The sequence below is a fragment of the Cohnella endophytica genome, from assembly GCF_003628305.1.
Lineage (GTDB): Bacteria > Bacillota > Bacilli > Paenibacillales > Paenibacillaceae > Cohnella > Cohnella endophytica.
In genome coordinates this window covers 730048-751141 of record NZ_RBZM01000005.1, presented here as the reverse complement: position 1 = coordinate 751141, position 21094 = coordinate 730048, and the positions used below count along the sequence as shown (strand labels likewise).

General features: G+C 46.8%; 12 protein-coding genes and 1 tRNA gene. 1 reads left to right on the top strand and 12 read right to left on the bottom strand.

Features of this window, described 5'->3' with window-relative positions; translation table 11 throughout:
- Positions 1-185: 185 nt before the first annotated feature.
- Positions 186-3803 (bottom strand): S-layer homology domain-containing protein, encoded by a 3618-nt coding sequence (locus tag D7Z26_RS13420; protein ID WP_158602294.1) that lies wholly within the window; start codon positions 3801-3803, stop codon positions 186-188.
- A 455-nt stretch (positions 3804-4258) separates the two neighbouring features.
- Between D7Z26_RS13420 and D7Z26_RS13415 the strand changes: the two genes are divergently transcribed.
- Positions 4259-5446, top strand: coding sequence for a carbohydrate binding domain-containing protein (locus D7Z26_RS13415; RefSeq protein WP_120977457.1), 1188 nt, complete (start codon positions 4259-4261; stop codon positions 5444-5446).
- 76 nt (positions 5447-5522) lie between these two features.
- Here D7Z26_RS13415 and D7Z26_RS13410 read toward each other — a convergent pair whose 3' ends face one another.
- The 11 genes from D7Z26_RS13410 to D7Z26_RS13360 form a co-directional block, all read right to left on the bottom strand.
- Entirely contained in the window at positions 5523-7310 is a 1788-nt protein-coding gene (locus tag D7Z26_RS13410; protein WP_120977456.1) for a sensor histidine kinase, read from the bottom strand.
- Positions 7311-7320: 10 nt separating this feature from the next.
- The gene (locus D7Z26_RS13405; protein WP_120977455.1) at positions 7321-8883 is read right to left on the bottom strand and encodes a response regulator transcription factor; all 1563 of its coding nucleotides are present in this window, start codon (positions 8881-8883) and stop codon (positions 7321-7323) included.
- A gap of 181 nt (positions 8884-9064) precedes the next feature.
- The gene (locus D7Z26_RS13400; RefSeq protein WP_120977454.1) at positions 9065-10711 is read right to left on the bottom strand and encodes an extracellular solute-binding protein; all 1647 of its coding nucleotides are present in this window, start codon (positions 10709-10711) and stop codon (positions 9065-9067) included.
- A 71-nt stretch (positions 10712-10782) separates the two neighbouring features.
- Positions 10783-11685, bottom strand: a complete 903-nt coding sequence (locus D7Z26_RS13395; RefSeq protein ID WP_120977453.1) for a carbohydrate ABC transporter permease — start codon at positions 11683-11685, stop codon at positions 10783-10785.
- Positions 11682-12527: a sugar phosphate isomerase/epimerase family protein gene (locus tag D7Z26_RS13390; RefSeq protein ID WP_120977452.1), complete on the bottom strand. Its 846-nt coding sequence runs from the start codon at positions 12525-12527 to the stop codon at positions 11682-11684. The genes D7Z26_RS13395 and D7Z26_RS13390 overlap by 4 nt, the downstream gene beginning before the upstream one ends.
- Positions 12528-12539: 12 nt before the next feature.
- Positions 12540-13544, bottom strand: coding sequence for a zinc-dependent alcohol dehydrogenase (locus D7Z26_RS13385; RefSeq protein ID WP_233566855.1), 1005 nt, complete (start codon positions 13542-13544; stop codon positions 12540-12542).
- Positions 13545-13589: 45 nt separating this feature from the next.
- On the bottom strand, positions 13590-14453 hold the full coding sequence (locus tag D7Z26_RS13380; RefSeq protein WP_407643516.1) for an ABC transporter permease: 864 nt from the start codon (positions 14451-14453) through the stop codon (positions 13590-13592).
- Positions 14454-14818: 365 nt separating this feature from the next.
- Positions 14819-14905: transfer RNA gene (locus D7Z26_RS13375), tRNA-Leu, on the bottom strand.
- Positions 14906-15017: 112 nt separating this feature from the next.
- On the bottom strand, positions 15018-16169 hold the full coding sequence (locus D7Z26_RS13370; protein ID WP_158602293.1) for an SGNH/GDSL hydrolase family protein: 1152 nt from the start codon (positions 16167-16169) through the stop codon (positions 15018-15020).
- Positions 16166-18508 carry a glycosyl hydrolase family 95 catalytic domain-containing protein gene (locus tag D7Z26_RS13365; RefSeq protein WP_120977448.1) on the bottom strand — a complete coding sequence of 781 codons (2343 nt, stop codon included), beginning with the start codon at positions 18506-18508 and terminating at the stop codon, positions 16166-16168. The genes D7Z26_RS13370 and D7Z26_RS13365 overlap by 4 nt, the downstream gene beginning before the upstream one ends.
- Before the next feature lie 57 nt (positions 18509-18565).
- The gene (locus D7Z26_RS13360; RefSeq protein WP_233566853.1) at positions 18566-21022 is read right to left on the bottom strand and encodes a glycoside hydrolase family 27 protein; all 2457 of its coding nucleotides are present in this window, start codon (positions 21020-21022) and stop codon (positions 18566-18568) included.
- Positions 21023-21094 lie beyond the last annotated feature (72 nt).

The following is a 21094-nucleotide window of genomic DNA, read 5'->3' as shown; positions in this document are numbered from 1 at the left end:
CCGTCCCGTAATAATCGCCGGGCAATGTCCACGACTCGATCATTTAAACCGAACATGAAGAAGATCGCCCTCCACCTGGCTATGAATGCCAAGTAGAGGGCGATTGTTCTGGGGTAGCTGTTATCTTATTAAAGAGAGGTTTCTAACAGTCTGACCATTCTAAGAATGATGTTTATTAACGCCTGTTAAATGAGGTTGTAGATCGCTTGTGCCGCTTCGGCTCTCGTCGTCAAGCTTTTGGGTACGAATAGTCCGTTGCCGCGCCCCTGCAGCAGTTGAAGATCAGCGGCTTCATGGACATAAAGTTCCGCCCAACCGGAGATCCGGTCGGCGTCCGCAAACGTCTTGCCGCCCGCGATCTCCTTTGCGCCATACTTAACATGGTAAGCTTTGACCAGCATCGTCGCCATTTCTTCGCGTGTGAGCGATCCGCTCGGATCGAACGCTTCCGAGCTTTTGCCGCTCACAATCCCGGCGCCATATGCGATCGACACTGGTCCTGCATACCAGGCGGTCGGCGCCACATCGTCGAAACGGTGCTCGGCAGGCTTCGTCAATTTCAACGCGTTAACCAACAGCGCAGCGAACTCCGCCCGCGTAATCTTTCGGTCCGGCTCGAAAGTCGTCGCGCTTGTTCCATCCACGATTTGTTTGGCAGCAAGCTCCTTTACCGTCCGATTGGCCCAATGCGAGGGTAGTAAGTCGGTAAAGGTTCTATTCACTTCAAGAATCGCATATTTGCTGAAGTGGCTGATGCTCGCTTCAAAATATCCATCTCGGTAGACGCCATCGATATACGAAATTGTACCGTTGTCGGCTACGAAATAGATGCCTCCCAGACCCCTATCGATATCCGCATCGGCTTTAAGGCGAAGCGTCAACGGCTGATCGAAGGTCGAGACGACCGTGCTTGTGCCATCCGGCGTCAGAATTGACAGTTCAAAATTGTACACATCGCCGGAAAGACGGATTGCAGCATGGGAAGCCGCTTCGCTTCGGGATATCGCTTCACGTGCTTCCGTGTCTCCAAGCGGTTCCATACGCAACTGAATTTGGCTGTTCGCAAGCTGCTCCGTCGTGAGCTTCCCAAGAAGCTGATTCAATACGGCAGCTGGAATACCGAGCGACAAATTATCCTTTCTAAGTTCCAGCATCTGACTGGTTTGCAAATTAAGGAGGCTAGCCGGAAGATCTACAATATAGGAGGAGATCGGGAGCTCAATCTTGGTTTTTCCGTCAGCCACGACGATCATATCTGCTGTGACGGTCACCTTTCCACCGTCAAGTGGCGGGTTTCCACCAACCGGTGATGTTCCTTGACTCGGTTGCTCGTGGCTAGTCGTCTCGGTAAGAAGCAAATCGCCGAACTGCGCTGGATCTTTACCGCTAGCAATGCCGTCCATATATTTAATCCAGCCTTTTCTTGCAGACCCATCGCTGTCATTCACAACAACTGCGATACCGATGTCCTTCGCATCTCTGTAGGCAGCCGGCATAATCTCCGACCATGCAAAGGCAATTCGATACGCTGTTGTTTTGCTTGTTTCATCCCGCTTCACAACAACCTGACTCTGTGATAACAGCTGACCATTACTAAGATGTAGCTCTGGATAGCCGGATCGGTCAACGGAAACACCGTACGCACCTGTAATGGAATTCAAAGCTGCTGTAAACCCCAGATGCGGTCCTCCAGTAACAGGTCCAGCCGCACGGGCCGGATCTATTGCAATCTGTACACTGTCCCCATCCCATCTATCTAAATTATTGTTTTTAACCATAGAATGGATATCATCTTTTACATCAATAGCCAAATAGAGATAGTCATCATCCCATTTCACTTTACCCTTCGCACTTAAATCATCCGGACCAGTCCACTCGCCGGATGTCTGTGATTGCTGATCCAGAACGAAAGAAGCGGCATCTTCCCAATTAACAGAATCGATGGAACTGTCAATCGTGATCGGCTTCTTAGCTTTCACCGCAATCAAAGCGTTTATCGGTCGTGTTAGGGTAACGGAGTAGTCATCAGATAACTGCAAAGTAAAGATATAATCATGCAGGTTATACTTGTCAAGCGTTGGAACCGGAAAACTTACAACTCTGGATCCTTTAGAGTCGACCTTGGAAATTGTTTTTATTTGTGACCAATCGTTAGGCCCTTGGACTTTTACACTGAGATTGTTAAACGCACTGAACGAAGTATTGTTGAATTTAAAATTGATGAGGTATCCGTCAGTTGCATTGTTTAATGTTGGATAGACTTCAGTTGTATAAAGACCTAGTGTTGTCGATTTAATTTCCATAGTTGGATACCGTGTCTCACCTACAACCGGCGTAATACGAATGACATCTTTGAATTTATTGTAACTTTTCGGAACATTCAGTGTGATGGTGTCTTTGCTGCTGTTTGCTGTAAAGCTTTGACCGGATGCCACAGACCAGCCGTCCGGCAAGTCGAGCTCGAAGGTTCCCGACTCATTCTTCACGTCATCTGCACGCACAATATCAATGGATGCAGTATGATCAGGCTGAACTTCTATTTGAGCAACTCCTGATGTAAAGCCTGGTGAAGGTGTATGTTGCCATACACGAACATAATCTACTTTCATAGTACTCGGGATAACTACAGGACCTCCATAAGGAATACCAACTGCGTAGGTTAGAATCAGATACATCGGAGACGAAGTGATACCCGAAGTCAGCGTACCCACGAGAACTCCATCATAGTAATAGTTAACAATGCCAGGCTCCCAATCTGCAGCAAATGTATGCCAGCCGGTATAATCACCTGGGACGCTAAAACCTGGATTTCCGGATTCAGAGATGAAATGATAAGCCGCTTGACCTCCTAGCCCTTCCATAATGTCCATTTCCCCATCAGTTGGCCAGTTTTGTCCATCAGTCCAAAATGCAGGCCAATTCGCCATGACACCTTCACTTGCAGCAGGTGAATAAATTCTGGCTTCAAAGGCACCATAAGTAAATTGCTTTTTTCCGTTACTATGAATCATACCAGTACGGTAGGGATAGGTAGTACCGTTAATAGTAGCGGGATTAGAGATGGCGGTCAAAGATACGTAACCGCTTTCAACACTGACCTGCGCCGGATCGTATGCAGCAAACTCATAACTGTTGACTGGAAGGCTTACTTCTCCGGGCGCGCCGTACCAGCTTGGGTTCCACGTGTTATTATCTAAGCTATTCCCTTCAAACTCATCTGCAAAGACGAGGTCCCAGTTACCAGGCATACCTATCGGCTTAGGTGCATCTGGATCCGGGATAGTTCCCGGTTCAGAACCAGTTTCTGAATCCGAACTGGTGACAGAAAAGTTGTCCCCATACCCATAACCCGCATCCCCTTTCCACAAAAAGATTTGTGCGGAAGTATTACTTGCTCCAGTAGTAAAAGTGAATGTTTCCTTTTCATAGCTGGTACTGCTTGTGGAATAAGCGATTTGATCGCCTCCATAATTTATAACTCCGATAGAGACGCTGCCACTTTCCACTTTGTACCATCCGGTTATTATGTAGGTTGTATTTGGACGTAATCCGTAGATGGTTTGAATGAAGGAACTATTGCCTCCAGTACCCTCGATTCTTGCGCTATAAGCACCAGATAATGCATTGTTATTAACTACTGCAAATGTGCCAGCACCAGTCCAAGGCGATAAACTACCGGTTTCAAACCCAGGATTAACTACTAGATTAGTGCTTCCCGAGGCATATACAGGCATATAAACTGAAGATGCCAGTAAAACAAACATGAGTATTACGCAAATTAATTGTTTATACGATTTATTCACAGACATTTAACCTCCTGCCCCCTCAAATCATATAATTAAGGGATCATATAGAATGGTTTTGATTATCGCGGTTATTACCTTAAGATTTAAGTCCGTACGTAACTTAAATCTTAAGCACATGGTAGCATTTACACTTAAATTAAAGAACTGCATTAAACAACAAAAGATGATATTTTTCAATCAAAATTAATACTTCCGTTCTCTGTATATTCCATCTTTCTAACTCGTCGTATCAACGAATATACATTCCTTTCATCCGCGAAACAAATGGATTGCAAATTACCAAATCTCGTTGATAAGTCGCGTATTTTGATTTAATGATCTGTGATATTCTCCATTTGTTCAAATGATTTTTCATATATTAGAGGAAGAGAGGTGCGCTTGCCCAGAATAGGCTAATTGAGAGGAAACGTTCCGAAGATTAGCAAAACAAAATTCGAGGAGGTTATTAGACCATGAGAAAAACGATTAAGTACTTGCTAAGCACACTGACCGTTTTAGCTTTATTAAGTACAATATCAATACCTAAAATTGCATCAGCAAGCACAAATCTGATTGGTAATCCCGGGTTTGAAACGGGCAGTATATCGCCTTGGACTGGTGCTGGTATCTACACGGTCGTTAATAATAACGCGCATACCGGCACTTATAGCGCTAGAGTTGAAGGTACTGGAGGCAACAGCTCCTTTAGCCAGACCATAAGCGGATTGAGTCCGAATACGACGTACACTTTGACTGGCTGGTTTAAGGTAGCAAGCGGTAACGTCTCAATCGGGGTAAAAAATTATGGTGGCAGTCAAATCGCCTATTCGACAAGCAACACCAGCTATACGCAACAAACCATTTCATTTACAACAGGGGCAAGCAATACTTCCGCAGAAATCTTTCTGTGGAAAGGCACTGCGGGATACGGGTATGGGGATGATTTCTCCGTCACAGCACCCGATTCAACGCCAATGCCAACAGGCATATCAGGGAGCTGGAATTTGGTTTTTTCAGATGATTTTAATGGAACCACTTTGGATTCGGCGATATGGAATTCCAATTGGTTTGGAGCAACCGGACAAATTACTCCTCCGGTCAATAGTTATGAGCTAGCCGCATTCGATCCAGCACGTGTTAGTGTTGGAAGCGGATCATTATCTTTGTCCGCTATTTCTAGCCCCGTTACGATAAGTGGCACAACTTATCCCTATCGTTCCGGATTGATTAATACTAATGGACATAAACAATTTACTTATGGTGCTTTTGAAGCCCGAATCTACTTACCGGCTTCCAGTACGGGAGTCATCGCAAACTGGCCTGCATTTTGGGCGGACGGACAAAACTGGCCAACTGATGGGGAAATGGACATTATGGAAGGGCTAGGAGGTCAAGCAGCTTATCATTTCATCTCTTCATCCGGTAATCCAGGAGCAAGCGTTTCCGGCGATTATACCGGCTGGCATACGTTTGGCGCCGACTGGGAACCGGGTATTGTTAAATACTATTATGATGGAGTTCTCGTGGGCACGCTGACTTCGGGAATCACTTCGACTCCGATGTATCTAATTTTAGACTACGCTGTCGGAACGCCTTATGGCGGCCCTACGGTTATACCGAATACGATGAAGGTAGACTACGTCCGTGTATGGCAACATTAACTAGCTGACGGGCACATAAGGTAGCGAATCCGCATTTGGCGTTTGATTAGCGAAATGCGGATTCGTATAACGTAAACTAAACAATAAATTTTGATTCCAATCCAGTAGCGATCTCCGGAATCGTAATTTGTACTGTCGTTCCTATACCAGGGCGACTGTACAACGTAACTCCGTAATTTCCACCGTATTGAAGTTTGATCCTCTCATCAACATTCCGAATGCCGTAACCTACCTGAACACCATTCCGGTTAGTGATTTGATCAAGCGTATTTTTGTCTATCCCGACCCCGTTATCGATAATTCTGAATACAATCATGCCATTTTCTCGATTAGCAGCAACTTTTATCCCAATATGATCGCCATACCACGCATGAATGAGTACATTTTCCACGAACGGCTGCAAAATAAGCTTTATTGTCGTATATTTATGAACTTCGGGCTCAAAATCGTATATGACTTCTAATCTCTCGCGATATTTGATTTTCTGAATCTCCATGTAAGTCTGTACTTGCTCCAGTTCATTACTCACGTTAATAATTGTTCTTCCTTCGTTTAGAGTTAACCTATAAAATTTTGCTAGGCCCATAACCATTTGGTGCAGCTTATCCATCTCGCCAAATTGGGCCAGTCGACTAATCGAAGATAGCGTATTGTATAGAAAGTGCGGGTTGATTTGGGATTGAAGTGCTTCCAATTCGGCCTCTTTTTTTTGAAGATTGGCCACGTACACTTCTTCAATAAGCCGGTCGATATCTTTACCCATTCGATTAAATGCATTTGCGATTTGGGCGAATTCATCCTTTGAATGAAATTCGATTCGTTGGTTAAAATCTCCGGACCTTACGGCGTTCATGGATTTAACAATTCGATTTACACGGCTGGAAAAATAGCGTGAAATGAAAATGCCCATTACGAAAAGCAGCGATGCGCTTATTAGGCATACGATTATCGTGATTTGTTTGACGATTTTAGATTTTTCCAACAAAATCGAATTGGGTATAAGCGCCACTAATTTCCAATTCAAGTCCGGAATCTCTTCCTCCAATCGTAAATATTGATCGTTCTTTGCTATATTCTTCAAACTCCTCAAGGTTACGCCGTCACCGCTGTTTCCTGAAGAATTGCTGGAATATTTGAGCTGCTTTCCGCTATCATCATAAACAAACAATGAGCTCTCCGCACCGATTTTATTATGATCGACGACATCGAGTAAATCCGAGATATTTACGACCGTGCGAAATAGACCGATATTCTTGCCGCTATTGAAATCTATCCATCGCCGGATCAACGAAAATTGGTTAAAACGGGCATCCGTATCCACCTGCTCCCAGACATAATCGTATCCGAATGTGGTGACGGGGATCTGGAGATTCTTATACCAAAGCGTGTTATCCAACCTGCTGAAGTGAAGCAAGTCAAAACGATTAGGATCGTTGACATGATCGATATCCGGATCTCGATTGCCGTAAACTTCAGGTATGGCCTCATTGGAAATATAAACCTCCAACAAAACATTATACCGGTTCATCTTCATAATACTCTCTAGTGTTGGAATCAAGTAGTTCGTAGTCGTCTCGTAACTCGACCACCCCTCTTTGAGTCGTAGCAATTTTATTTGCAAATTGTAATCTTTATATAACTGCTCCGATAACCTCTTAACGTCTTCCTGTTTATAGACGATATTTTCACGAATTTGAATCAGCGTACCTTGTAAATTATTTTCCGTTTGTTGTTGAATCGCCTTCACGGAAGCGTTATAAGAAATAGATCCTACGACGATAACCGGAAGAAGACTAAATACAAAATAGGAGGCCATCAATTTATACTTTAAAGGAATGAAACGATTGGATAATATGCGCTTCATCTAGATAACCTCAACTTTTCCTTCGAAAGTCGCCCGGCGTCATACCAAAAGCTTCTCTGAATTGTCGGCTGAAATAGGTTAATTGCTTGTAACCCACAAGATCGGCAACCTCGTATATTTTGAGCTTCGGATTCCCAAGCAATTCCTGGGCCTTCTCAAGTCTTTTGCGAATAACGAAATCACTGAAGTTCTCGCCGGTTTCATCGCGGAAAATTCGCCCCAAATAGTTGGGAGAAAATGAAAGATGATTCGCGACATCTCGGAGGGTGAAATCTCGATTGATTTTCCCTTCAATAAAATGGATAATTTGAGCCACGATTTTATTGTTTTTTTTCATTTTTTTTCGGTGCAGCACTTCCGATATTTCAAAAACACTTCTCCGAAACCAAGATTTAAGCTCCTTTATTGTTTCGAAATGATAAATAACATCCAATTTAATAGGTTCGATTCCGAGTATGCTTTGTATATTTTCATTCATCGTTACGAGGAATGAATCTAGTTTCGTAATGATATGAACCACTACGTGATAAACGGACAGCTTCTTTCCCAAACTACGGATATGATCGAAAAAATCCTCAATGCAATCATCTATTTTCACCAACTCATAGTTTGACATGGCCGTAAACATGATTTGCAGCATGTAGTCTAGATTAATTTGGATGGCATCTAATTGATCGCATGTATCGGATTGTTCTATAATTCTGTCTTTTCCGTAAAAAAATTTATAAGACAACATACTTTTAGTGATTGGATAGGAAGTGGGTATGCTTTCCACTTCCACTTCAGCACCCACGGCTGCCGTAACGGTTAAAAATCCTTGCCTCATCTTTAATATAATCCGATCTAAACGAAGCCTCATATCCTTTGCATGCATTAAAGAGGCAATCCGATGATCATCAATTCTGCAAAAATAAATCATGCCTTCTTCACGGCACAAGGATTGAAGTCGATGGCATTCTTGATCGATTTTATTTTTCCGTTCTTCATCCGAATAATTACCCATTTTCCATAAAATATCGTCCAACTCAAAAATAACGATACTATAAAGTCCGCTTCCTTTTAGAATTCCCGAGCTTTTGAACATTTCGATGAGCGGCGGGGATAGGTCGGCCCCTTCCAGCCATTTTTGAAACAATTCGTTCCACATAAACGGCATGGACTGTTCTAAGGCATCGGAAATCTTTCTCTGATGTAAAGACGTATCCAAGCTATGCTTGGCCTCCTCTAGTACATGAAAGACTTCCTTGTCATCAACCGGCTTTAAGATATAGCCGAGGGCATTAAGAGAAATGGCCTGCTTGGCCGAATTGAAATCTTCATAACCGCTAATAAAAATAATCTTTATATTAGGCTGAATTTCAAACGCTTGCCTTCCTAATTCTATGCCGGACATGATCGGCATCCGTATGTCAGTAATAAGTAAATCGATAGATTGTTTGTCAAGAATACGCAAAGCTTCAAACCCGCTATTTGCCATAGCAACAACGTTCATATTTAATTTATTCCAGGGGGTAAACCGTTCTAATCCTTCTAAATCCAGAATTTCATCGTCAACTAGAAGTACGTTATACATTATGATCTCCCTTCTTCTATACTTTACGAATGAAAACGCATACAATCTTCTTTAATCTGACTATAGCACGATTTTTCCGTCATACCAACGCAAACAAGGATAACATCAAGTACGCAAAGGTACAGGACGAGTAGAATATCACCTCGTTCTGTACCTCCAGTAACAATTATTTCAGGAAAAATTATTGTTTCATTTTCGTCACGTTTTCTTGCCACTTGTCCGTGACAAATTTTAAGTACTTATCGTAACCGACTTTACTGGCCGCTTGACTTGCATCGTCCAACAAATTCCCGACTTCGGCATCGCTTTTCGCATAAATAATTTTACCGAAGTATTGTTCGTACAAATCATTCACTGCCTGAATAACTTGACCTTCCTCGGAAGTTGGGTCGGGAGTAAGATTGACGAATTGCGTTATATCAGCGGATGTTTTCCATACAACATCATTCAGTACCGTAGTCATCCAGTCTTTTTTCTCTTCCGGCATACTGTTATTGATTGCTCCTTTGGCAGGATCAACATATCCGGTGTTCCCCCAGTAATCCCAAGTCCCCAGTTTTTGCTTGTTTTTCTCTTCTTCAGAAGTCGAATTCCATTTATCGTTCATGATCGGTGCGCCATCTGCCGTTGTGTCATCGTAATATGTTCCTTGAGGTCCCCACCACAGTGTCCTTTGTCCGTCAGGGCCTGTCAGCCAATCCATAAGCGCGAATGCTTTTTCAGGATCTTTAGTCGATGTTGTGATAACGTTGACGTTCCAACCAAGGGTATTATAAGCGCTCGTAAACACTTGATCCCGATTGACCCCTTCCGCATGAAGCGGCCAAATGGCTTGGTAATCCGCTTCCGGGTCAACCGATCTAATCTTGATTCGTGCATCTCTAATGTATTCGACCATATCCGTGCCAGCAAAAACAGCGACGCGGCCTGAATTCAGTTTTTCTTTAACTTGATCAGACGTCTGAGTTAAGGCGTCCTGCGTAATTAATTTTTCGCGGAACAGTTTGCTGCCGAAAGTCAAAAATTGCTTATACACCGGATTTTTGAACATATCCGTCATCTGATTGCCATCTTGAAAAGCGCGGATGTAGATATTGTTAGGCAATACGCCAAATCCCGACATCATCATTTCCAAACCTCTAGCCTTATCATCGACTTCAAGCGGAACGACCTTCGGATATTTTTCTTTCACTAGTTTTAAGTAATCATACAAATCGTCGAAAGTTTCTAACTTAGGCGATCCAAGGCTTTTGTATATTTTTGTGTTGATGGCATAACCCGCGTTACCCGTTGGCTTATTCGTGTACCAGTTCGGGAATTGATACAATTTACCGTCAGGTGAACGCAACATATTAAGAGTCGCTTCTCCAGCATATTTCTTTAAATTCGGGTATTTGTCCAAATAATCGTCTAAGGCAAATAACTTACCTGCCTGACGAAGCTTCTCTATGTTCGAACCGCGCTCCAATAACATAATATTCGGATAGTTATCGGAAGCAACCATCGTGCTAAACTTTTGTTCAGCTGCCCCTCCCGATTGTATTGGGGTAATATTGACTTTCATATTTTCCTTGATCCATTGCGTTCCTGGATCGATACCCCAGGGATCGACAGTCATCCAATCATAATTTCCGTAAAACGTTAAATCCAAGGGCTCGCTTCCAAGTTGAAAGACTTCGCTTGTTGCCGCCGTAGAGGATTCGCTAGCGGTTTGGCTTGCTGTACTTTGTTGCTCTTTAGCGGTGTTATTTTTGGAACAACCCGAAATAATTAGCGTCATGCATAAAACGAATACTGTGAACACGATAAATTTCTTTCTTTTCAACATACTAATACCCCTCTCAAAAATATGGTTTTATGCTAACCCATTCAATGGTTAAACATTAAGAATCGTGGAGTTCAACCTTTTATGGATCCGACGAGAACTCCCTTTACGAAGTATTTTTGCAAGAAGGGATAGACCATCATAATCGGAACGGTGCTGACCACCATAGTCGCCATGCTTAATGATTTAGTCGTGATTGTTTGTTGCCGATTTAATTGCTCTAACGCGGCGGCATTTCCTCCCGAAGCTTGTTGCAGCATCTCCGAAGCGATATTAGAGTTCAAAATTTGTTGGAGAAGTGTTTGAATAGGAGTCAAATTGGCTTTGTTTATGAAGATGGTCGCTGTAAACCAGTCGTTCCAATGGTATACTGCCGTAAACAGGGATAAGGTTGCGATAACAGGTCCAGATACGGGCACAATGATGCGAAAGAACGTGCTGATCGCATTGCAACCGTCCAAAGTTGCGGATTCTTCGAGCGCGTCGGGCAACTCGTTGAAGAAAGTACGGAAAATGATCATATTCCACACACTTATAATCGAGGGAATAATCATCACCCATATGGAATTCATCATTCCCAAGTTTCGAATTAACAGGAAGTAGGGAATTAACCCTCCACTGAAATACATTGTAATGACGCAGAATACCATATAATATTTTTTGAATACGATGTTCTTCTTGGACATTCCGTAGGCAAACATTGACGTAAAAAAGATTGAAAGGAACGTTCCTATCGCCGTCCGTAAGACAGATACGATAAAAGAGTGTATGATTCGGTTATCTTGCAAAACAATTTTGAAATTTTCCAATGTAAACTCTCTTGGCCAGAAAGTCACGCCTCCCATTGAAGTGTCGGACCCGGAATTAAACGCTATGACAACCGAGTTCCAGAACGGATACAATGTAACCAAGCCAAGAAGTAGCAACGAACTGTAAATCGCCGCACTCATCGTTCTATTACTAACACTTTGCTTCATATTTGTGCCCCTTGGCTATCACTTAGGAACACCTTATCGAATCCGCTTTTCGACCGCATGAGGAGATCATCGATCGATTCAGATGGCGATACCGCTCTTAGAACTTCTTGCGAAACGGCTCCTAAGTATCCGATTTTCTGCAAACTGCCCATCATTCCCGCAAGGTCTATAACACCCTCTCCCGGGTATAATCTGTCATAGTCTGTTAATTGTTCTATTGGAAGATCGTAGGCATCATTAATATGAACATGAATGATTTGTTCCTTGTTCAGCGTAAGCAAATCTTGAGAGGTAAACCCTGTCGTATGGCAGTGATAGGTATCTACAAGAAGGCCTACATTCGGCCGTCCAATCGCGCCAATCATTAACAGGGTGTCCTTCACTGTCCAAATGAAAGGATATTTCCAATTCGTACGAAGATGATGCGGTCCAACGAATTCTAATCCCAACCGGATTTCGTAGACTTCCAGAACAGCTGCAATCACTCTCATCCTTTTGATAGTCTGCGCCATGTAGGCTGCCGGCTCTTCATCCGTAGATGGGAGAATGTAAGTACAGCAATTTCTGCAGCCCAACGCAGCAGCTGCTTCTGCCGTTACTGCGAGATCTTTCATGCTTTGACGGAACTTCGTATCGGATTCCCGCCACTCGACAGGTAATTCGATAGAGCCAATGGTTACTCCATTCTGCTCCAGCAATTCGCGAGCCGCCGGTAGTCCCCGATTATTAATCAATGCCAATGCATCGATATCTACGGCGCTAAACCCGTATCGTGCCGCTAATTTAATCAATTGTTCATCGGAGACTCCCCCGATTCCGGCTCTGGTCAATCCTCTGATCATTAGGGCTCCTCCTTATTGCCATTTATATAGTACGCCGCTATACTCGTCTTTCTTATTGCGAAGTCCTTCATAAGCGGAAGGAGCCTCGTCCGGCAGCAAGATATGGCTGATTAACGGTTCAATCTTTATTTTTTTCTGTTGCATCAACTTGAATACGATCCTCGAATTGCGAACAAGGGAATGTTTTACGAACACGTCTGGCATCAATGGATAGCGCCATTCGTGGGCCCCTTTAAAGGAAATGCAACCTAGATCATTAAGATGGATGCGATTAAGCAAATCGGTTACATTTGCCTCGCACGCCCCCCGCGGACTTCCAAGCAAAATAACTTCGCCGTATTTTCCGACGGATGAAACATGGTCCAAGGAAACACTAGGTACACCTGTTGCTTCAATAAGCGTTGAAACCCCTCTATCTGTGGTTATTCCCCTAACTTTTTCTTTCACATCGGCATTACCGGCAAGCACATGCTCTACTCCGCACTCACGAGCAATTTCCAATCGCTGCTGCGAGAGATCAATGCCGATAACCGAAGCGCCTTGTAGTGCGGCTAGTTGTGAAGCCATATTGCCTATGAGCCCAAGGCCTGTAACCATGACCATGTCTCCAAGTTCGATATTCGAAACTCTGATGCTTGTCATGGCTACTGTTGCCATTCGGACAAAGGGAACCCACGTTAAATCAATACCGTCGGGAACTTTAAGAAATACGCCGTCAACTTTCGCAACCTCGTATTCGGAGTGGGTCCCATAATGAAAGACAACATCACCGACATTGAAATCTTTCACGTCGATTCCCGTCTCAATGATTTCGCTGACCGCAGAATAACCCGGTACTGTCGGCATGGAAAACCAACTTTCATTGCCGGACAGGCATGCTAACTCCGTACCGGGACTAATCAAAGTGTAACGTTTTTTAAGCAGAACCTCGTTAGCTGAAAGCTTTGGGTTGAAATGGTTGTCCTGCAACACCTCAACTTTCCATGCCTCGCTAAACACAACCTTTTTATTTTTCACGTTCAATCTCTCCTTCTTCATTTGCGTTTACGGAATTTCATTTTTTTACCACAAACTGTTTCCCGATCTTCTAGCTAGCCTATTAGCGAAAGTCAACAGCGCAACACTAATTAAGGATTTAAACAGTCCTACGGCAGTGGCATATGAGTAACGAGAATTCATGACTCCGACTCGATAGACATAAGTATCGATAACATCCGAAACATTTCTTAATATCGGGTTTCGCGCCAACAATAAAATGTCGTCGAATCCTGCATTTAATATATTTCCTATCGCCAAAATCATAAAAATGATTATAACTGGCAAAATCGATGGAATCGTAATCACAAATATTTGCCTAAACCTTCCGGCACCGTCTATTGAAGCCGCTTCGAATAATTGTGGATCGATACCGGCTATAGCGGCTAAATAAACGATCGATGCGAATCCAACGTCTTTCCAAACATTCGTCGAAATGAGAATCGTCCAAAAATAACTAGGAACAGACAACCAGTTAATCGGCTCCTGAATCAGATGTACTTCTTGTAAGAGCATGTTTAAACTTCCGTTATCCGTCGCCAGCATGGATACGACAAAACCGGACACTATGACCCAGGATAAAAAGTGAGGCAAATAGGTGACGGTTTGAATAATCCGTTTAAATGCCATGAAACGAACTTCGTTCAACATCAAAGCAAGAATTATCGGAGCGGGGAAACCAATCAACAACTTCAGCATACTGATGCAAAGAGTATTCCTTAGTACATACGAAAACTCAGGAGCATGAAAGAAGGTTTCAAATTGCTTAATGCCTACCCATGGGCTTGCAGAAAAGCCCTTAAACAAATCGTAATTTTTAAAAGCCATTAAAACCCCATACATCGGAGCATAACTGAAAATGAATACACATATGATCCCTGGAATAATCATGATTTGCGTGTCCCATTGTCTGACAAATTGCGACCAAACTGATTTCTTTTTAATTGGATTATTCGTTACCAGCGAGACCGCTTTCGATTTCATGTTTCACCTCGACGCTTTTTGATATCATTATCATAACTAGCAACATCGGGACTAACTACTCATTAAAACAACGAAAAATGTTGTTTTGCAACACAAGTATCGATTCGCTGACGAATGACGAACGTCCCTAAGCGCCGCATGCGGCTTATGCTGTTGGCAATCCGATAGTCATACCGGAATCAGTTGTTGAGTTTACCACGAGTCTGCACAAATGATTATTCTTTCGGCATACAAAAAAAACCCTTCCGAAGGAAGAGTTTGGGTTGAAGGTATGGTGCGGTCGAGAGGACTCGAACCTCCACGGCTGTTACACCACTAGAACCTGAATCTAGCGCGTCTGCCAATTCCGCCACGACCGCATATCGCCATTGCGTCAAAGTTCAACGCGACAACGAAATATATCATATCACCTCATAATAAGCTCGTCAATGCAAATATTGGACAAAATAATTACACCCTAACTGCTACAAGTTAATGACGCAAAATCCCCAGCATCCGCAGCGTATAGCCCGTGCTTCGCTCGTCTTTAAGCGGCGTGTTCCTGACATTAATTCGCAAGTTTTCTTCATTCGTTTGCGAGACCAGGGAAATCATCACGGGACGGTTAAAGAGCGGGCACCATTCGTCGAACGGATTATGAGCCCGATACTCTCCGCCGTTCACGGAGAATTCAAATATCCCCGTATCCGGCCCGCATAGAAGAAGCAATCCCGCGCCGCGTCCGTAGACTTCGAAGCTAAACTCCGCGCCTGCTTCCTCGGCCGCGAGATGTTTGGCGTCGTATCTCCAATTCACGAGTGGTTCGGGTTTATCGCTCCATTTTACGTCTAGCAGATCGTACACGTTAGTTGCATCCAACATCGCGGCAAACTCGTAATTATCCTCTCTTAATGGGGCTAGAGGATTGCATTCGCTGTAATTCGCCTCTCGCTCAGTCGTCTCGGAACCACCTAGCGCATGCTCCAGGAACCCGAATAACGCTTTCGCATACAAGGCATAACCCGCATCGTTCGGATGCACGCCGTCCGGGGCCAGTTCCTCCCATTGTCCATTGCCCGCATCGAGCCAGTCCCGTGCTTCTCGCCAGAAAGATACGGAAGGAATACCGTAATGCTTGGCGACCTCTTCGTGTACCGAGATCGAAAAAGGATCGGTTTCGGCGAGGTTGTCCTTGCTGGCCGAATAGAGGAACGCGATATCCGCCATTGGAGATCCTGTCCGGCATTGCCGGACAATCCCCTCCATGCCGCGTAGCGTTTCCGCTCTTCCTTCCTCCGACCGATCGCGATGCTGACTATCGTTAACCGCGAATTCGACGAGAAGCAGGTCTATCCCATCCGCCAATGGAACATGCGATCGAAGCCGATGGGCGCCTAGCGAGGAGTTCGTTCCCCCAACTCCCGCGTTAACGAACGTCCACCGGACGTCCGGATATTTCTCCGTGAAATAACGTTCGGTCAGCGCCCGCCAACTCGTCCGATCGGGATCGGACGCCCCGAAGCCTTCCGTGATCGACCCTCCCAGAAACGCTACTGTCGCGGATCCATTACAGCGCAGCTTTTCGCTGAAATGAGGCAGTCCCTCTCGCTCATGAACGACTTTACTATTGCCGATGTCTCTCACGCCTCCTTCACCAACCTGATCTTTTCTCCTGCTGTCGTATCGCGTTCCAGTATTCGGCTTTCGTTCCACGGATCGTGCAAGCGAAGCCTCGTGCCCGCCTCGCTGATGATTTCGACCCATCGTACTTCCCCTTGCTCGACGGCGGCGCTAACGAGAAAACCTCCGACGGCGCGCAAAGTCGAGAACTCCGCTCGCTTGTCCTTCGGCCAATTCGGGAATAGTCGGATCGAACCCGTGTAACTTTGCATTAAACATTCGTTAATGACGGCGGGAAGCGCGAAATTCTCGAACCAGATGCCCATCGGAGCCATGTAGTCGAACGGCGTCGTATCGGAATACCGTCCGCCCGATTGCAGAAGCTTATCGGTGCAGGTTCCGTTAGGCAGCATGCAATACGCGATTTGCCGTTTGAACCGCTCTAAGTCAAGCTGACCCAGCCGGGCTCCGGCCATCGGATAGAACACGAGATCGTTGCCTCCCTCGTTCCTGTGGTTTCGATAAGACTGGACGGCGATCGCGTACTCGTCCGCCGGGGAATGCAACCCGTGGTCCTCCCCCGGGAATACCGTCGAGATGCCGTTCGGCACGTTGTAGACGACTTCCGGATCCTCTCCCGCGACGGAAACAAACACCGTCCCCCGCCCGGATTCCGCCGTCGGATAAGCCGGGAACCGGCTCAGCACTTCTTTGGATTCCGCCAACAATGCCGCTTCTTCCGTTTCCTTGCCGAGCGCTTCGCATGCCTGTGCGAAAGCGCGGAATAGAAACTTCGTCAACGTCAGATCGACGAGGCAGTCGCGGTTTTGGCGAAAACCGGGCGTCAACTCGTACAGCTCGGGCACGACGGTCGGGAAAATGTGGTACAGATCGTCGCCCCACTGTTCCCCGCTCGCATCCGGACGTTTCATATAATCCACCATGAACAGCACGGCGTCCTTCATCGGCGCGAAAGCGCGATCCGCTAGAAAAGCCAAATCCATCGTGTAGAGATAGTGCCACCATAAGCTCTGCACCGTCCAAGGCGTTTCGCAAATTTCCCATCCCCAATGCGGAACCGGATAAGGCATCATCGTCATCCGCACGGGGTACGCGGAATGCGGGAAATACGCGCCCCGCATCCCGTAATACTCTTGCGCCCACTTACGGCTGACCGGCAGGATGTGATCGACCATGTTCGCGTACGCCAGATGCTTGTCGGCATGGTTGCAGGAGAAGGCGACCCAGAACGGTTGCTGCGTATTGTAATTCATATGGTAATCCCCGTGCCATTCCGCGCCGATCTTCCCGTAGCTCCAATTCGCGAATATTCCGGGACAAGATGCATCCGGTTTCACGGAGCAGTTAAAGAAGTAGAGATTGCGATACCAGACGGCTTCGAGCGTCTCGTCGGCTAACTCGACCCCCGAACGGGACCAGTATTCGTCCCACGCCGCGCTCGATTCGGATAAAACATCGTCAAACGCCAACAACCGCCCTTCCGTGAGTTCCCCGAATCCCGGTTCTTCCTCGACCTGCGGGACTGTCGAAGAAAGCCCGTGCTCCAGCTCCGCGCAGACGATCCATCCAGCCCGTAAAGACAGCCGCGCTTCCGCATCCCCCGTTCCGCGTTGCATCGATTCCGCTCCCTGCACTGACGCGGACAATCGAAACGCCCGATCCTCGGCATCGCCTTCCTTGCCGTTAACGGCATAGGGGAGCGGCTGACGGAAAGCCAATCTTCCGTTCGTTTCGTCCGTGATTGCTGAATACGCTGGCAAATCTTTAGGCGTTTCCGGATCGGGAATCAGTTTGATTCGATCGAATACCTTCATAGCCGGTTCCGCGCTATTCGAATCCTCCTTCATCGCGACCCACAACCGGTCCGACTTCTGATCGACGAACACCCGAAGCGCGGACCGGATGCCCTCCGTCAGTAAATGAACCTCGCATATACCGTTCTCGAGATGCAACTCGTGCTCGAGCACCTCTGTCTTCCGTTGGTCGAAGCCAAGGAGCAAAGAGCCGCACGGCATCGGACGCGGATAGGGGAACGCGTAGTTTTCGGCGGCCATCTTCACGTATTCGCGGTACCACTCGTCTTCGTCCAACGAAGCGTAATGGGTTGGTATCGCCTTCAGCTTCGCGAATACGTCTTCGAACGTGCCGATTTCCTCTTTATGATTTTCGGCGATCCGGATATCCCAGACGTCGTTATGTCCGAAATGAATGACGATCGCGTCCGGCCTCGTCGTGACGACGGCCCCTAAGCCCCCGTTCCCGAGCAACGCCCCTTCGAAGAAAGTGGCAGCCGGACGGTCGTAGCGTATATTATGCCGGCTTAGCCTATTTTTGACGTTCATGCGAATAGCCTCCAAAATGGCAAGCCCCCCGCTGGCGCGGAGAGCCTGCGTCTTCGATTACGGCGTTACTCTTAGAGAGTCCAGTAGCATGTAGGTGCCCGTTTTCTTTACGGCTTTGAGCGTATGGCTGCCCGAAGTCAGACCCGATATTTGATAGACGACCTGGTTGGCAATACGAGTCCCGTTGTACGTACTGACCGTAGCCTTGAACACGTTGTCTACGTAAACGTCGATGTCCCCTTGGCCTGCTTCTTTTTCCGTCAGGAACTCAATGCCCGTGCCCGTAAACGTATATTGAAAATAGTCGTTGTTCGTCTGCGTGAAGTGAACGTCGTTGTTGTAATCCCCGAATCCGCGATTGCCGTTAAGAGACCACGTACCGGCATATACGATTCCGGGATCCGTATCGTTAATCTGGATCTTGTTGCTTAAGACTTTGAATTGATCGATCAACATGTAGGTGCCCGATTTCTTGACGGCCTTGATCGTATGGCTGCCGTTCGAAAGTCCGGAGATCCGATATACCGTCTGTTGGACTTGCCGGGTCGCGTTGTAAGTATTAACCGTTCCCTTGAATGCGTTATCTACGTAGATGTCGATATCCCCTTGCGAGGAATCCTTTTCCGTGACGAGTTCGATACCCGTTCCGTTAAAAGTAAACTGCGCGTAGTCGTTATTCGTTTGCGTATAGTGCACGTCGTCCAAATAATCGCCGAATCCTCTGCTCCCGCTAATCGACCATGTCCCCGAATACGTAATCGTTCCGTCCGTATCGTTGACCGGTATCGCTGCAGGAACGCTGAACCGCAATTGGTCGAGCAGCATGTAAGTTCCCGATTTCTTCACCGCTTTCAGCGTATGGGAACCGTTTGAAAGTCCGCTGATCGCGTATACGGTCTGTTGAAGCTGGCGGGTCGCGTTATAGGTATTCACCGTTTGCTTGAAGACATTATCGACGTAGATATCGACGTTGCCTTGCGAAGAATCCTTTTCCATAATGAGCTCGATACCCGTTCCGTTAAAAGTATACTCGAAGTAATCGTTGTTCGCTTGCGTAAAATGAACGTCGTCCAGATAGTCGCCCAGTCCGCGATTAAAGCTGCGTTGCCAACTGCCCGTATACTTGATGCCGGTATCGTCGTCGTTCGCGGTCACGGAGCCGCCCGACGCCCTTACTTTCAATAGCCGCGAAGCGTGCGAAGGCAGGCTAGTCGAAGTATATCCGGTATTGAAAGAACCCAGATCCGTATGCGTCCATAGGTCGCGGACTGTCGCGGCTCCGTTCAGGCCGATATCGCTCCAGTTCACGGTAACGTTCACGGCGGAGCTGCCCAGGTTAACAAGCGCAACCGTGTACGTGCCATCCCCGTTATTCGCGTACCAAGCTTGCTGGTTGGATGCGGTCGATACCGGATGCGCCGGCCTTCCCGCTTGGTTGACGGCGATGACCTCGTCGTTCGTGAGCAAACCGATGCCGAAGCTGTCCAAGTTGGTCAAGTCGTTACCCGTGTACAGTTGCGCGGAAGACATCGCCCACAGCGTCATCGCCGTACGCCGCTCGTCCTGCGTTAATCCGTCCATTGCGCCGTTGCCGACGTTAAGCGAATCGAAGTCGTTCCAGCCTCCCGGCCCCGCGTCCCGCCACCACGTCGCGGCATCCGGGAAGAGGCGCGCGATGTTGTTCCATTCGGTCAGCTTGACTCCGGGCTGATACGCTTCGACATCCCAATCGACTCGCCAGCCGTTCGCGTATTGCTTCCACGTATCGGCGTAGTTGTGATCAAGAGCCCAACTGAGCTCGAACCAGATACCGTGCGGAGCAAGCGCCTGCGACCAGGCGGCCACATCGCCGCGCGCGTCGATCGTCGTATCGTTATGTCCCGACCCCGGCGTAACGCTGTCGAATTTCAGGAAGTCGATGCCCCATGTGCCGAATAAGTCGGCGATGGAATTAATGTATTTCTGCGCGCAAGGCTTGGAGAAGTCGATCTTATACCCGAGATTCCAATAGTCCGCGGTCGTCAGCGGCAGCACGACGATGTTTTGCATGGTGCAACCGGGAGCGTTATAGATCGGAAGATTCGCGTTGTACGCTTGGGGCGACAAGCCCGGAATCATATACAAGCCGATCTTCTGGCCATTCGCGTGCACGTAATTGATGACGTCCTGTAGCCCGTTCGGGTAAAGCGTCGAGCTCGGCACCGGTCTGCCGTAGCCGTCGATTCCGCCGTTCCAGCCCGCGTCGACGTTGATGTACTCGTAGCCGTGCGATTGCAGCGTCGCGTGCATCGCGTCGGACTGCGCTTTGAGCTGCGCGGCCGTAATCCATGAAGAATTGTTGGAATACACCTGCATGCTGTAGCTGCTCCAACCCATGTACGGCTTCGCGCCAAGACCGTTATTCGCCGCGTTGGCGACGTTCACTTGGAATTGCGGTACCGCGAACTGCATCAGCAATAATGCGATAACGACGAACCATAGCCGTACCTTACCGAACGCCAGCACCCTGATCACATCATTCAGCTCCCTTGTCGGTTGAATTGGAAAACCGGGCGCTTTAGGTTTAGTTAAAGCGCCCGGTTTTCA

Coding starts and splice junctions, on each gene's coding strand:
- D7Z26_RS13415 (WP_120977457.1), top strand. CDS start 4,259: ATGAGAAAAACGATTAAGTACTTGCTAAGCACACTGACCGTTTTAGCT.
- D7Z26_RS13410 (WP_120977456.1), bottom strand. CDS start 7,310: ATGAAGCGCATATTATCCAATCGTTTCATTCCTTTAAAGTATAAATTG.
- D7Z26_RS13405 (WP_120977455.1), bottom strand. CDS start 8,883: ATGTATAACGTACTTCTAGTTGACGATGAAATTCTGGATTTAGAAGGA.
- D7Z26_RS13400 (WP_120977454.1), bottom strand. CDS start 10,711: ATGTTGAAAAGAAAGAAATTTATCGTGTTCACAGTATTCGTTTTATGC.
- D7Z26_RS13395 (WP_120977453.1), bottom strand. CDS start 11,685: ATGAAGCAAAGTGTTAGTAATAGAACGATGAGTGCGGCGATTTACAGT.
- D7Z26_RS13390 (WP_120977452.1), bottom strand. CDS start 12,527: ATGATCAGAGGATTGACCAGAGCCGGAATCGGGGGAGTCTCCGATGAA.
- D7Z26_RS13380 (WP_407643516.1), bottom strand. CDS start 14,453: ATGATTATTCCAGGGATCATATGTGTATTCATTTTCAGTTATGCTCCG.
- D7Z26_RS13365 (WP_120977448.1), bottom strand. CDS start 18,508: ATGAACGTCAAAAATAGGCTAAGCCGGCATAATATACGCTACGACCGT.